Annotated in this window: 13 protein-coding genes; 5 read left to right on the top strand and 8 right to left on the bottom strand. The window is 40.5% G+C overall.

What is annotated here, in order from left to right; genetic code table 11:
• Nucleotides 1–159: 159 nt before the first annotated feature.
• Nucleotides 160–4,044: a DEAD/DEAH box helicase family protein gene (locus tag H6F47_RS04085; RefSeq protein ID WP_190647782.1), complete on the bottom strand. Its 3,885-nt coding sequence runs from the start codon at nt 4,042–4,044 to the stop codon at nt 160–162.
• A gap of 153 nt (nt 4,045–4,197) precedes the next feature.
• Here H6F47_RS04085 and H6F47_RS04090 point away from each other — a divergent pair, with 153 nt between their 5' ends.
• A complete protein-coding gene (locus tag H6F47_RS04090; protein ID WP_190348521.1) occupies nt 4,198–4,581 on the top strand; it encodes a DUF433 domain-containing protein in 384 nt (127 codons plus the stop codon).
• Nucleotides 4,574–4,804 (top strand): hypothetical protein, encoded by a 231-nt coding sequence (locus H6F47_RS04095; RefSeq protein WP_242027327.1) that lies wholly within the window; start codon nt 4,574–4,576, stop codon nt 4,802–4,804. The genes H6F47_RS04090 and H6F47_RS04095 overlap by 8 nt, the downstream gene beginning before the upstream one ends.
• A gap of 161 nt (nt 4,805–4,965) precedes the next feature.
• Here H6F47_RS04095 and H6F47_RS04100 read toward each other — a convergent pair whose 3' ends face one another.
• The 5 genes from H6F47_RS04100 to H6F47_RS04120 all read right to left on the bottom strand — a co-directional run bounded on the left by H6F47_RS04100 (nt 4,966) and on the right by H6F47_RS04120 (nt 8,343).
• Nucleotides 4,966–6,147 (bottom strand): restriction endonuclease subunit S, encoded by a 1,182-nt coding sequence (locus H6F47_RS04100; protein WP_190647784.1) that lies wholly within the window; start codon nt 6,145–6,147, stop codon nt 4,966–4,968.
• 124 nt (nt 6,148–6,271) lie between these two features.
• Complete coding sequence (locus H6F47_RS04105) at nt 6,272–6,688, bottom strand: HNH endonuclease signature motif containing protein (protein WP_187042020.1); 417 nt, start codon at nt 6,686–6,688, stop codon at nt 6,272–6,274.
• Complete coding sequence (locus H6F47_RS04110) at nt 6,685–7,041, bottom strand: hypothetical protein (RefSeq protein WP_190647786.1); 357 nt, start codon at nt 7,039–7,041, stop codon at nt 6,685–6,687. The genes H6F47_RS04105 and H6F47_RS04110 overlap by 4 nt, the downstream gene beginning before the upstream one ends.
• 41 nt (nt 7,042–7,082) lie before the next feature.
• Nucleotides 7,083–7,652: a Uma2 family endonuclease gene (locus tag H6F47_RS04115; RefSeq protein WP_190647788.1), complete on the bottom strand. Its 570-nt coding sequence runs from the start codon at nt 7,650–7,652 to the stop codon at nt 7,083–7,085.
• Nucleotides 7,653–8,031: 379 nt separating this feature from the next.
• Entirely contained in the window at nt 8,032–8,343 is a 312-nt protein-coding gene (locus tag H6F47_RS04120; protein ID WP_190647790.1) for a GIY-YIG nuclease family protein, read from the bottom strand.
• 6 nt (nt 8,344–8,349) lie between these two features.
• Here H6F47_RS04120 and H6F47_RS04125 point away from each other — a divergent pair, with 6 nt between their 5' ends.
• Complete coding sequence (locus H6F47_RS04125; RefSeq protein WP_190647792.1) at nt 8,350–8,685, top strand: hypothetical protein; 336 nt, start codon at nt 8,350–8,352, stop codon at nt 8,683–8,685.
• On the opposite strand, the gene H6F47_RS04130 is transcribed toward H6F47_RS04125, so the two are convergent.
• Nucleotides 8,677–10,245, bottom strand: coding sequence for a class I SAM-dependent DNA methyltransferase (locus H6F47_RS04130; RefSeq protein ID WP_190647794.1), 1,569 nt, complete (start codon nt 10,243–10,245; stop codon nt 8,677–8,679). The genes H6F47_RS04125 and H6F47_RS04130 overlap by 9 nt on opposite strands.
• 364 nt (nt 10,246–10,609) lie before the next feature.
• Nucleotides 10,610–13,060 (bottom strand): ATP-dependent Clp protease ATP-binding subunit, encoded by a 2,451-nt coding sequence (locus H6F47_RS04135; protein WP_190348526.1) that lies wholly within the window; start codon nt 13,058–13,060, stop codon nt 10,610–10,612.
• Between the two features lie 245 nt (nt 13,061–13,305).
• On the opposite strand from H6F47_RS04135, the gene H6F47_RS04140 reads away from it, so the two are divergent.
• Nucleotides 13,306–13,602, top strand: coding sequence for a DUF3288 family protein (locus H6F47_RS04140; RefSeq protein ID WP_137667579.1), 297 nt, complete (start codon nt 13,306–13,308; stop codon nt 13,600–13,602).
• Nucleotides 13,593–13,899, top strand: a 307-nt coding sequence (locus H6F47_RS04145) for a hypothetical protein (protein WP_199291054.1), incomplete at its 3' end; no start/stop codon positions are given. The genes H6F47_RS04140 and H6F47_RS04145, both read left to right, overlap by 10 nt.

A 13,899-nucleotide genomic window follows, 5' to 3' on the forward strand; every position in this document is an offset into this window, starting at 1 on the left:
TTGAAGCGTATACCGGAAAAAGTGTGCATTTTTTGGGATTTCAAGAGATGGCAAAGAAATTTTCAAATCTCCTCCTGACTCCTGACTCCTGACTCCTGACTCCTGACTCCTATGCCCTCACGGAAAGACTTTCTCAGCAACCCCTAGTTAGACGTTTAGTTAGGCGATCGCTTTTTGATAAACTTCCTCTAAACAAGCAATTAATTCATCAACTTGAGCAGAGGTAAATAGTCCATCTGGTCCTTGGGGTGTAATATCAGTAAATGGTGATTCATAGAGTAATGCTGCATCCATGACACCATGTTCTGTGAGGTAGTTGATAATCATATCTATAAATTCTATTTGATTAGCATTAAGGTTTTTATCAGCTATAAAACTAGCTAATTCTTGTTTAGCAACTTCCCTATCTAGTCCGACTAAGGAACGCACAAATAAGCCTAGTCCTTGAGATTCTTCCTTAGCGCGGTTAATATCTTCCGTTTCTCCGATACCGCTTTCTGCTAATATTCTTTCTAACTCGGATAAATCTGATGCGGTTAATTGTTTATTGGTTCTGAGTTTGAAAATAACTATATTATCTTGATGCCCTCTTAAAAAGGCTCTGGCTTTAGATCGGAACTTATAGAATTGATCTGTTGAGGTAAAATGAGGTAATTCTACTATAATTTCCTCTCCCATTTCATCCTCAAAATTAGTATAAATGGGTTCGCGTTGTTTCTTATCAATTAAATTTACTAAACCCCGTAGACGTTTGCGGAGTGTTTCTAACATGGGTAAGGTGACATCTTGCCACCATTCGTCGCTTTGAATATCTTGAATTAATGGTAATTGTGCTTGAATTAAAGGAATATCTGGTTTTTCTTCTAGTAACCCAGCAATTGATTTCACCTGTGTTTGTAATTGTTTTAAATTGGGTTGAGATTTGACTATGGCTAGTTGTAATTTTAAGATTAATATATCAAAGCGTTTGGTTTCTTCTGCTTCTGTGGGTATTTGGGAAGGTAAACCGGCGATTTCTTGATTTAAGGTAATAATATCTTCTTGGGCTAATGATTTCCATGATTCATAATTACCATATTTTTCTACAAATTGGCGTTTTGTGCGAACTATAAAATTTTCTGTGTTCATGGCTGCCACTTCTGTATATAATAAATTAGCTATTTGATGCCGCAGTTCTGTATTTGTTTTTGGTTCTTTTGCAGATGTTTGATTTTCGTAAATTGCGGAATTATTAATAGAATTATCAACAATTGATTTATCTAATTCTGCTATTAATTCCAGGCGTTTAGTAAATAACTGCTTACTTAAAGATTTACCTATGGGTGCATCTGTGGTTTCTGGGTTGTGTTGGAAAAATTCTAAATTTTGGCAGTAGTCAAATACATAGAAAAATTGTTTATCTTGTCCTATACCAAATAAGTCAGCACAGCGACGAGTTCCCCTTCCTAACATTTGCCAGAATTTGGTTTTAGAACGCACCAATTTAAACATGACTAAATTTACTACTTCTGGTACATCTATTCCCGTATCTAACATATCTACAGAAATGGCGATATGGGGCATTTTATCTTTTTTAGAAAAGTCGTCTATAATACTTTGAGCGTATTTAGTATTGAAGGTAATGACGCGAGCAAATTCACCTTTAAATTGGGGATAGTTAATATTAAATCTGTCAGCGATAAAGTTAGCGTGAGCTTGATTTTTAGCAAAGATAATTGTTTTACCTAAGATATCACCGCCGGCAACTTTTAAACCTCTGGTCATTAGATGTTCTAAAACTTTATCTACTGTATCTTGATTAAATAACCATTGATTGACTGCTGCTGCTTCTATGCGGTCGGGGATGTTACCTTCATCATCCCATTCTATAGCATCCCATTCTTCTCTTTCTGTTTCTGATAGTTGACTATAATTAATTCCTTGACGTTGGAATTTCAGGGGAATTGAGACGGCTTGAGGTGGGACTAAAAAGCCATCTTTTACCGCATCTTCTAAGCCATAGGCATCTGTAGGTACACCACTTTCTAAATCAAATAATCCGTAGGTATTGCGGTCTATTTCATCTTTGGGGGTGGCGGTTAATCCTAATAGTAAAGCATCAAAATTATTGAAGATGTGGCGATATTTTTGGAAGACGGAACGATGGGCTTCATCAACAATAATTATATCAAAATGGGCAACACTAAACCGTTTTTCTGATTCTTTGGTATCATCAATTAATCCCATCATGGTCTGATAGGTACAAGCGAATACTCTCCCTTCTCCATCTTTTTCTGTGACTAGGTTAACTGGAGATGCTTCTGGTAGGTGTTTTTTTAATACTTTGATGGTTTGGTCTACCAAGGCCACACGGTCGGCTAAAAATAGGGCGCGTTTGACCCAGTTACAACGCATCAGCATTTCTACTAGGGCGATCGCTGTTCTGGTTTTTCCTGCACCTGTAGCCATGACTAACAGGGTTTTGCGTTCTTTGTCGGTTTCTATAGCTTCTGTAACGCGGCGAATTGCACGGGTTTGGTAATAGCGTTCTGCTATACTGGGTTTAATATCTGCTTGGGCTAAGGATCTGCGGATGCTGCGGCGTTGGATAAGTAATTCTAATTCGGCTTTTTTGTAGAACCCTTGGACTTGTCGCGGTGGGTAGTTGGTGTCATCCCATAACCAATGTTCATAACCGTTGGTGTAGAAAATCAGGGGACGTTGGTTAAATTGTTTTTCTAAACAGTCTGCATAGAGTTTAGCCTGTTGTTGACCGTTGCGGGGGTCTTTGCGGGTACGTTTGGCTTCGACTACTGCTAGGGGTTTTCCATCATCTCCCCATAATACATAATCTACAGAGCCATTACCGGAGTTGTTGGGCATTCCTGTTACTGGATATTCACAGGAAACGTTCCCTTCGACACTTCGGCTTCGCACTTCGGCTTCGCTCCCTTCGACTTCGCTCCCTTCGACTTCGCTCAGGGAACGACCTTCGACACTTCGGCTTCGCACTTCGGCTTCGCTCAGTACAAGCTCAGTACAAGCTTCGCTCCCTTCGACTTCGCTCAGGGAACGGCCTTCAAGTTCGCTCAGGGAACGGCCTTCGACTTCGCTCCCTTCGACACTTCGGCTTCGCACTTCGACTTCGCTCAGGGAACGGCTTTCAAGTTCGCTCAGGGAACGGCCTTCGACTTCGCTCCCTTCGACTTCGCTCAGGGAACGGCCTTCGACTTCGCTCAGGGAACGGGAACTGTTGCGCTGGTTGAGCGAAGTCGAAACCAGCTTCCATCCTGCTTCTTTTAATAATAAATCTATGATTGACTTGCGGGTTTCTTGTTCTGAATAGTCGTGTGTATCTGGTTGGCTAATATTTACTTTTTTGACTGCTGCTAGTTCGGCTCTGAGTTGTTTTATGGTTTCATCTAGGGCGTTTTTATCTGTTAGTAATAGGGAGAGTTTTTCATCTTTTTCTTTGAGTTCTATTGCTAATTTTTGCAGTTCTTGAGTTCGACTTCGCTCACTCACCGGAGTTTTGTTTTTCTCACTAAGTTTAGTTTGATTTTGTTCACTAACCGGGGTTTTATCTCTCTCACCGGCTGGAGTTCGACTTTGCTCACTCACCGGGGTGGTTTTGGTAACTTGCGGTATGGCGTTAATATCAAAAGTTAAACCTGGTTCTGGTTTGGTGGTGCGTCCGTAGGTACGGGTTAACCAATATGCTATATGAAAAAATTCTTTGACTGCGGTGAGGCTATCGTTAATGGGTACTTTTCTTTCATCATGAACGGCGTTGTTACCAATTTTAATGATGAGTTTGGCTTTGTTAAATATGGCTTGACCTACTAATTGTTTAAAGGTCGGTTCATGGATGAGGGCGCTAATGTTATCTTGATAGGGTAAGTTTAATGTATTGTCGTATTTATAGAGCCAGTTTACTGTTAATTCTAAGGCGCGACGGCTATAAAAACAGGCTGTCCGCGGGTCACGATAGGCTGTTTTAAAGGCTTTGTGAGCAGATTCGTAAATGGTGGGAAATTCGGGTTTAAGAAAGGTAAACTGGCTCATTTAGTTAATAAGCTGTTGTTAGTTTCAATAGATTATACTCATTATATTCAGTAAATATGTTGATTTCAAGCTAGAATTTCATGGGATGTTGAGCTACATTTAGAATATAATGTTTCTTATGATGTTTCTAAGGCCAGCAAATAAATACGGCAAATGACAGCATATACCCTAAATTTACCTGAACAGTTGAAGCATGAAATTGAGCAATTAGTTCAAAGTCAGGGGATTTCGCTTGATCAATTTATTCTGTGGGCTGTAACAGAAAAAGTCAGTACCCTGAAAGCATCTTTTTCACAAATTGCTTATCGTCAGGGAGCAAATGGGCAACTTGTACCAATCATTAAAGGTACAGGAATTAGAGTGCAGACTGTGGTGATAGCTTCCCAAAAATGGGGTATGAGTCTCAGTCAAATTGCTGATGAGTATGAGCTAAATGAGGCACAAGTAAGAGAGGCTTTGAGTTTTTATGTAGTCAATAAGGAGCAGATTGATACAGCGATCTCTTCTGAGCAATCCTTAGAAAGTGCCAATGGTTAAACTCAAGCTGCATCTGGATGCTGATACCTCTAGTAAATCACTACATTTAGCATTGGTGTCTAAAGGTCATGATGTCACTCGTACACCAAATGACTGGATGCCTTTAGATGCTAGTGATGAAATTCAATTATTACGTGCAACTTCTCAGGGAAGATGTATTTTTTATTGTTCTAGCAGAAAAGTATCCGCAACATGGTGGTATTATCCTTGCTGCTCAGAATAGTTGGTCACTTTCCGATTTAATTATGGCATTAGATAACCTATTATCTGACGCAGAAGCGGCGGATTGGGTTGGTCAGGTAGATTGGTTGAATCGGTGGCGAAAGTAGTTTTAGAAGTCTAATATTTCTCGGTTTTTTTCTAGTGTAAATCAATTTTTTAAGATTATAGTTCTCCTTTAAATGCGCGATGTTGGAGGGATGCAAAGAGGGCATCTAGTTCTAATAATGAGGCGTGATGTGATTTTTTCAGTTCTTCTACTGCTTCGACTCTTTGGGCAAATTCTTGTTGAAGGGATAGGGGGGGGAGTAAAAGCGAAAAACCGCGTAACTGTGTCATATTAATTGTGGCAATTCCTGTTGTTTGTTTTGCCTGTTTTAGAAAGTATTTCTTTCCGCGCTGGCTACCAATTAACCAAATTAAAAACAATGGATGAATTAGATTACAGTTAATACGAACCCGAAAAATGTGGTTTTGATGGATACATTCAGGTAATTCTCCCTTCCATATAGTTCCTCTACCTAACTTATCAGGATCTCCGCCTTCAGTAAGAACTAAATCATTTACTTCCAATCTGTATCGTGTAATTTCATTTTCTGTTGCTTCTATTGTTTTTATTACACTCAAATCTAGTTTATGTTCTTGAACATTAACAACAGCTAGATAAGGAACTTCACGAACACTCTGCCCATTTAACTTTCTTCCCTTTGTAATTCCTGAAACTATATCAGCAACCTCTCCCAAAGTTTTATCTGCATTCCACTTCTTTGGATTCTTAACAGGATCGCCGAACATTTCTATAAAAATGGATTGAGTGAGGGTGTCGAGTTGTGCGATCGCTTCCTTTCTTTTTCTCCTCAACTCCTCCGCTTGATCTAATATCTCTGCTATTCTTTTCTGTTCTTCTAATGGTGGTAGTAGAATTTCAATATTTGCAACATGAGCAGGTCTAGCTCTTAATAACGAACCTCCTACACCTGAAACTGTTTGCATAAATTTCGCGTGAAACATATCGCCAACAAGAAAGTGTCTAAGATAGCGGGGTTCAATTTTATCACTACGAAATACAATCCATTCACCAGATGCAATAATTCTTCTAGTTTTGTTTTCTCCAACAATCCATGCTCTACGAATGTGGGGAACAATTTTAGAGAGTAACACATCTCCAGGCTGAACAATTTGTTTTACAGATCCTATTTTTTCACCATAAACTACTTCTGGCTGACCAGTATCAAATGCAGGAATACTATAGAGATCAAAAATCTCTTTAGTAAATTTAGATGGATTCACTGAACCAAGTTTTGAAGCCATAATATTTCCAAGTACAATATTTTGATAACTACTCATCCCAGCATTTTCTCCAAATTATTAATAAACAACATTGATATTAAAAAATAAAGTTTTATATATAAATAACCTCAACTAAAACTCTAATTGTGCATGAAGAAAGTGCTTTTTTGATGAAAAATTACTAATTTATATTTAAACTAGAAATAATTTTACGTACAGGTAAATACTCAACACGATTCATCCGTAATAATTGAACAGTTACCCGACCAATTGCTGTTAGAGGTTCAATCATACCACTTTGTGAATTTAAAATAAAATGCTCTTGCCAAATATCTTTTCTAGGATTATAGAGTCTCACAGTATCACCAGAATCAGGATCAATTGAAGCAATATCACTACCTTTAGCTTGATTACATAAGGAACAAGACAGAGCTAAATTTTCTAACACAGTTGCACCCCCATGTTTTTCTGCAATTACATGATCTATCTGATGATTAGCTAAAACTAACTTTTCTGGAATCAAACAATACTCACAACACCCCTGAGCGCGATTAAACACCATTTGTCGCAAATTATTAGAAATATAACTTTTACTCATAAACTTGCTTGTAACCTCAGTAAAGCCTGAGCTTTAGCAAGACGTACCAAATGCTCAATAAACTCATAATGTTGCCATAAAACAAGATCATTTTCATCCCAACCTTGATGGCGATTTTTCTCTAAAAGAGCATCAATTTTATCCTGAACCTCAGAAGAAAGACGAAGAGATAAAATTTGTTCAGGAGATGGCAACATTGCCAAAAACTCTAAAACCTCAGCTAAACCAGAAATACCACCCTTGGGATTAGCATTAATTTCTCGTAACCCTAAAGCCAATATTTTTGGTAAATCTTCCTTGTGAGATTCTAAACTCTCTACCATTTCATCAGGAATATCTAAAGTAATTCGCATAGTTTTTTACCTCAATAAAATCAATTATATACACATTTTTACTATCCTTGTAATAACTCATTTACAGTTAACTTCACCTCAGAAAACAAAGGCGAACAAATCACCTCATCACCTGTAAAAACCTGCTCCTCATACAAACCTTCCACCCACTCTAAAACAGTCACCTTTTGCGCCATCGGGTCAACAATCCAATATTCAGCAATACCCCGCGCTGCATACTCAGAACGCTTGTAACGATAATCTCGCTTTTCTTGATTAGGACTTACCACCTCAACCACCAACAAAGGGGGCGGCATATCCATTAAAATTAAAGAGCGTGTAGCATTTTGCATCACCTGTGCCAACTCTTCAGAAAATACCACCAAATCAGGAACACGCACCCCCACCATGCGACTATTTACAGCTATTTCTGTTTTCATACTCAAGCGGTAATAGGGAATACCTAATTTTAGAAAATAGGCAACTAAAAACATCGCTATGCGCCGATTGATCTCACTTTCAAAAGGCATAACAATTAATTCCCCATTTTCTAATTCATATAAATAATCCGTCCCATCGTCATAATTAAGAAATTCCTCAAAAGTCATTTTTTGAGCAGTTGTAACTGTCATGACCATTACTCCTATAAACTGCTTATCTTACTATTTTCTTACTATTTTAATTTCACTCCCCGTTCCCTGACCAACGTTCCCTAAGCCTCCCCGTTCCCTGACCAACGTTCCCTAAGCCTCCCCGTTCCCTGACCAACGTTCCCTGAGCGAAGTCGAAGGGAGCGAAGCTTGTACTGAGCTTGTACTGAGCTTGTACTGAGCTTGTACTGAGCTTGTACTGAGCTTGTACTGAGCTTGTACTGAGCGAAGCCGAAGTGCGAAGCCGAAGTGCGAAGCCGAAGTGCGAAGCCGAAGTGCGAAGCCGAAGTGCGAAGCCGAAGTGCGAAGCCGAAGTGCGAAGCCGAAGTGCGAAGCCGAAGTGTCGAAGGGAACACTTTTCCTAACTCAAATGAGCAAACCGACTGTAATGAGTTTCATTTTGACACTCAGCCAACTTATGTAATAAATTTGTATTTCCTAAAATCAAAGCTTGTTTTTTCTTGCGACTCCAACCTTGTATTTGTTTTTCCCGTTCATAAGTATCTTTTACAAGCTCATAATACTCACAAAAAACTAACTTAACAGGTAAGCGTTTCGCTGTATAATTTGCTCCATAACCATTTTGATGTTCCCATAAACGACGATCTAAATCCATTGTACTACCAGTGTAGTAACTACCATCAGCACATTCAATAATATATATATATGCCATCGGTTGATGATTGAATTTTTTAAGTTTATTTTATACTTAAATCTGGCAATGTTCCCTCTCTCTGTTCCCTTCGACTTTGTTCCCTTCGACACTTCGGCTTCGCACTTCGGCTTCGCTCAGTACAAGCTCAGTACAAGCTTCGCTCAGGGAACGGACTTCGGTCAGGGAACGGACTTTGCTCAGGGAACGGACTTTGCTCAGGGAACGGACTTCGCTCAGGGAACGGACTTCGCTCAGGGAACGGACTTCGCTCAGGGAACGGGCTTCGCTCAGGGAACGGACTTTGCTCAGGGAACGGACTTTGCTCAGGGAACGGGCTTCGCTCAGGGAACGTTAACCTAACAAACTCCCTAATTTCTCCATACCTTGTTGAATTTCTAACTCCAACTTGGCTAATTTAGCCAGTATCTCCTGGGGTGGTAAATGGTCTACCTCCTCATGTACCACTTCCTTGTAACGATTAAGACTTAAATCATACCCTTGAGCCGCAATATCCGCCCTTGGGACACAGAAACTTTGAGCGGTGCGGGGGCGTTCTCGTTCTGTAGTATTACGTACCTGCCACCGTGCTAAAATATCAGGTAAATTATTTTTACTATGTTCCTCCGGGGTTAACTGCACAGCCGGCACAGATCCAAGTTTATCCTCAGTTAACAAAGGTGTTCTTTTATCGTCTAAACTCAATCCATCGGCATTGACATCATAGAACCAAACAAAATCAGTTCCTCCCGAATTGGTTTTAGTAAAGAGTAAAATCGCCGTAGAAACTCCCGCATAGGGCTTAAACACACCACCAGGGAGGGATATGACTCCATCTAGCTTTTGTTCCTCTACCAGTATTTTCCGCAATTCTTTATGTGCCTTGGAAGACCCAAACAGCACCCCATCGGGGACAATTACCGCCGCCCTACCTCCTGGTTTCAGCAATCTTAAAAATAAAGCTAAAAATAATAACTCTGTTTTCTTAGTTTTAACTATTTCTAATAAATCCTTGGCTGTGTTTTCATAGTCTAAAGAACCAGCAAAGGGAGGATTAGCCAATAATAAAGTATAGGTTTCCTCATCGTCTGCGTGTTCCTGTGCTAAAGAATCTTTATATCTCACATCAGGATTTTCTACACCATGCAGGAGCATATTCATACTGCCAATTCGCAGCATGGTATTATCAAAATCAAACCCGTGAAACATCTGCTGGTGAAAATGTGCTTTTAGCTTGACATCTGTTAACACCTGGGGGTGATGTTGACGTAAGTATTCATTAGCAGTCACTAAAAAGCCACAGGTCCCACTAGCAGGGTCACAAATTACATCCCCCGGTTTGGGTGCTGTCAGTTCCACCATTAGCCCAATAATATGGCGCGGTGTTCTAAATTGCCCATTTTGTCCGGCTGAGGCAATTTTACTTAACATATATTCATACAGGTCGCCTTTGGTGTCCCTGTCATCCATTGGGATATTAGCGATCAAGTCCACTACTTTAGCAAGTAGTGCCGGGGTGGGAATGGTAAAACGAGCATCTTTCATGTGGTGGGCATAGGTCGAGTCATCACCACCTAAAGTCCGCAGAAACGGGAAGACAAATTCATTCACCACAGCATACATTTCTGGCGGTGCGAAATGCTGAAACCGCGACCAACGCAAATGATCATAGGGGCGTTTTTTTAGCGGTTCTCCCGACTCGGATTTTTCTAATACATAATCTCCCTCTGGGAAAATACGCCGTTCCATTGGCTTTTTGAGTCGGGTAGCTTTGTTTTCTGCTAAGGTATGCAGGTCATCCAGACGACGCAAAAATAACAGGTAGGTAATTTGTTCAATTACTTCTAGGGGGTTGGAAATACCACCGGACCAAAAAGCATCCCAAATTTTATCTACTTGACTTTTAATTTCCCCTGATATCATGTTTTATGTTTATCCAGTAATTAATAAGTACGCAAGCAAAATTAATTGTAATTGCACATAGTTATTGAAGAAAAAATCTCTGTAAACCTTACCTGTTCCTTCTCCTAACCTGAATAATTAATATAAGCAAGATGCTTGTGTTACTGTAACTTCAGGTTTTTTGATTATATAGTTTAGCCGGACATCAGCTTATAAAGTAAGCGATCGCCCAGTTTTTTCTGAATTTAAAATATATTAAAATATATTAAAATATATTAAAATATATTAAAATATATTAAAATATATAAAGGGTAAAGGTTAAAGGTTTTTCTTCACCTTTTCCCTTTACCCCATTAACGGAATAACGTCAATATGTTATTCAAAATTAACCAACATTAGCTAACAGTAACTCGCGGGTTTCTGCTTTCCTTACTTTTACCTGGCCATCATCATCTACATCTACAATAGCTGTATCACCTTCGATGATCTGACTGGATAAAATAGCCTCAGCTAAGGAGTCTTCCAAAAGTCTCATAATAGCCCTGCGTAAAGGTCTAGCACCATAACTAGGATCATAACCTTCTCTCACCACTAGTTCCTTAAAGGCTGCTGTGACTTCTAATTTGATGCCTTTTTCAGTTAAGCGGTTAGCAACCTCACCCAGCATAATGTCAGCAATTTGCTTGACTTCTTCCTTGTTCAACTGACTGAAGACGATAATTTCATCAAGACGGTTTAAGAACTCAGGACGGAAGTAATTTTTCAGTTCTTCGTTTACCAAGTTGCGGATACGTTGATAACTTGCATCAGCTTGGTTATCAAATTCAAATCCTAAACTCATACCACCTTTTTCAATTACCTTAGAACCAATGTTAGATGTCAAGATAATTAAGGTGTTCTTAAAGTCTACTTTTCGACCTTTGGCATCCGTAAGATGACCATCATCTAAAAGTTGCAGCAGCATATTGAATACATCGGGATGCGCTTTTTCGATTTCGTCGAAAAGTAGCACTGTGTAGGGTTTGCGGCGTACTGCTTCTGTTAGTTGTCCGCCTTCGTCGTAGCCTACATAACCTGGAGGTGAACCGATGAGTTTGGAAACATTGTGACTTTCCATGTATTCGGACATATCTAAGCGAATCATGGAATCTTCCGAACCGAAGAAATAAGCCGCTAATGCTTTGGCTAGTTCGGTTTTACCTACCCCTGTCGGACCAGAGAAAATAAAGCTGGCGATGGGGCGATTAGGATTTTTTAAACCCACACGGGCGCGACGAATAGCGCGAGAAACGGCTGTAACTGCTTGTTCTTGACCGATCAGGCGTGTATGTAGGGTGTCTTCCAAGTGTAGTAATAACTCTGATTCAGATTCAGTTAGTTTATTTACTGGTACACCTGTCCAAGAAGCGACGATCTCAGCAATGTCTTCTTCGTCAACGCTGGGAATGTTGAGAGTTTGCAGGTTTTCTTCTAGGTCAAGTTTGGTTTGCAGTTCTATTTCTTCTTGACGCAGTTTACTAGCTTTACCAAAGTCTTGAACTCTGATAGCTTCTGCTTTTTCCTTGCTGACGTTTTTCAGTTGCAGTTTGAGTTCTTTGTTGTTGATGATGCGGGAGTGACGTAAACGCACACGAGAACCGGCTTCATCTATTAAGTCTATGGCTTTATCTGGTAAGAAGCGATCGCTAATATAACGATCTGATAACTGTGCTGCTGCTATTATTGCATCATCAGCAATGGTAACTTTGTGGTGTTGTTCATACGCACCGCGCAAACCATAGAGAATTTCAATAGTTTCTGCTACTGATGGTTCTCCGACTAAAATCGGTTGAAAACGTCTCTCTAACGCTGCATCCCGTTCAATGTATTTACGGTATTCATCTAAGGTAGTTGCACCAATACATTGCAGTTCACCTCTAGCTAATGCGGGTTTGAGGATGTTAGCCGCATCTAAACCGCCTTCTGTACCACCAGCGCCGACGAGGGTATGAATTTCATCAATTACCAGGATGATATTACCGACGGAGCGAATTTCATCCATGATTTTTTTCAGACGTTCTTCAAAGTCGCCCCGGAAGCGAGTTCCTGCCACCAGTAAACCCATATCCAGACTAATTACTTCTTTGTCCAGTAATACTTCAGGAACGTCTTGGTTAATGATGCGTTGAGCTAAACCTTCGGCGATCGCAGTTTTGCCAACACCAGGTTCACCAATTAACACCGGGTTATTTTTGGTACGACGACCGAGAATTTGTACAGTGCGCTCAATTTCATTTTGCCGACCCACTACCGGATCTAATCTGCCTTCTTGAGCTAATTTGGTGAGATTACGCCCAAATTCTTCTATACTCAGATTTTGATTACGTCTGGTATTGCGTCCGCCACCAGCAAAAACTGTGTTATCTTCACCTAACACACTCATCACGGCATTGCGGATAGTTTGCAGGTCAACACCGAGATTTTGCAATACTTTAGCGGCTACTCCTTCCCCCGCCTCAGTTAAACCTAACAATAAATGTTCAGTGTTTATGTAATTGTGTCCAAGACCATGAGCTTCTCTGAAGGACTGCTCAAATAGACTTTTTACTTTTGGTGTAAAAGGAATTTCCGGTGGGACAAAACCAGAACCCCGACCAATAATTTTTTCTACTTCCCGACGCGCATCTTTCAGGTTAATGCCTAACTCAGCCAGCACTTTAGCAGCAACCCCTGTTCCTTCTCCCATTAAACCCAGGAGAATTTGTTCTGTACCGACAAAGTTATGTCCCAGGCGGCGTGCTTCCTCCTGAGCTAACATAATTACCCTGATGGCTTCGGACGTGAAGTGTTCAAACATAGCGGGTTCTTGCTCCCTTGCTGCTTGGACTTTGGGTGATCTAAAGGTTCACCCTGATCTAAAGTTTCTTGTATTTTCTTAAAGATAATGTATCTTTATTTAAAATTGGATGGCAGTGGTGAGAGCCGTAATTAGCTCAGGTGTAGTAGCCGTCATTTGCCAGTTATGGCTAAAAATTTGGCTATTCTGGCAACTGTTGAGCCTGTCAACTTGGGTAAAGTGAAATCCTATCATCGGTAAAATTTATGACAGAATCTTCCGCAAGTAAAGATCAACAGCATCCACTCTACAACCGCGATCGCCCCTTTATTAATAGTTTACTCTCTCAGGAGGCAACAGATTACAATTTAGCTGAATTAGCTCGGATGAGAATACGCTATCAAGGCTTTCCTGGCGCACGGGACATTCAACAAGACTTAGATAAAGTTTTGCAACGTTGGGGTTTAACGGAAGCGGAACTTTTTGCCAAAACCCGTGAAATACATCAAGTTGGAGGCATTTATAAAAGTCGGGGGAAGAAGGAAGAGGAAGATTGGAATTAATTACAAGGAGTCAGGAGTCAGGAGTCAGGAGTCAGGAGGCAGAAGGCAGGAGGCAGAAGGCAGAAGGCAGGAGGCAGAAGGTAGGAGATAGATATTTTTGCCCAGTCACCAGTCACCAGTCACCAGTCACCAGTCACCAGTCACCAGTCACCAGTCACCAGTCACCAGTCACCAGTCCCCAGTCCCCTGTCACCAGTCACCAGTCACCAGTCACCAGTCACCAGTCACCAGTCACCAGTCACCAGTCACCAGTCACCAGTCACCAGTCACCAGTCCCCAGTCCCCTGTCACCTGTCA

Origin of the sequence: Sphaerospermopsis sp. FACHB-1094 (assembly GCF_014696195.1) — a bacterium.
Lineage (GTDB): Bacteria > Cyanobacteriota > Cyanobacteriia > Cyanobacteriales > Nostocaceae > Sphaerospermopsis > Sphaerospermopsis kisseleviana.

What these genes read in the sequence shown, in the direction of transcription:
- H6F47_RS04110 (WP_190647786.1), bottom strand. Translation starts at nt 7,041, where the DNA reads ATGCGAATTACTTTAGATATTCCTGATGAAATGGTAGAGAGTTTAGAA.
- H6F47_RS04135 (WP_190348526.1), bottom strand. Translation starts at nt 13,060, where the DNA reads ATGTTTGAACACTTCACGTCCGAAGCCATCAGGGTAATTATGTTAGCT.
- H6F47_RS04115 (WP_190647788.1), bottom strand. Translation starts at nt 7,652, where the DNA reads ATGACAGTTACAACTGCTCAAAAAATGACTTTTGAGGAATTTCTTAAT.
- H6F47_RS04125 (WP_190647792.1), top strand. Translation starts at nt 8,350, where the DNA reads ATGATTGAATTTTTTAAGTTTATTTTATACTTAAATCTGGCAATGTTC.
- H6F47_RS04105 (WP_187042020.1), bottom strand. Translation starts at nt 6,688, where the DNA reads ATGAGTAAAAGTTATATTTCTAATAATTTGCGACAAATGGTGTTTAAT.
- H6F47_RS04095 (WP_242027327.1), top strand. Translation starts at nt 4,574, where the DNA reads ATGGTTAAACTCAAGCTGCATCTGGATGCTGATACCTCTAGTAAATCA.
- H6F47_RS04120 (WP_190647790.1), bottom strand. Translation starts at nt 8,343, where the DNA reads ATGGCATATATATATATTATTGAATGTGCTGATGGTAGTTACTACACT.
- H6F47_RS04090 (WP_190348521.1), top strand. Translation starts at nt 4,198, where the DNA reads ATGACAGCATATACCCTAAATTTACCTGAACAGTTGAAGCATGAAATT.
- H6F47_RS04100 (WP_190647784.1), bottom strand. Translation starts at nt 6,147, where the DNA reads ATGAGTAGTTATCAAAATATTGTACTTGGAAATATTATGGCTTCAAAA.
- H6F47_RS04085 (WP_190647782.1), bottom strand. Translation starts at nt 4,044, where the DNA reads ATGAGCCAGTTTACCTTTCTTAAACCCGAATTTCCCACCATTTACGAA.
- H6F47_RS04140 (WP_137667579.1), top strand. Translation starts at nt 13,306, where the DNA reads ATGACAGAATCTTCCGCAAGTAAAGATCAACAGCATCCACTCTACAAC.
- H6F47_RS04130 (WP_190647794.1), bottom strand. Translation starts at nt 10,245, where the DNA reads ATGATATCAGGGGAAATTAAAAGTCAAGTAGATAAAATTTGGGATGCT.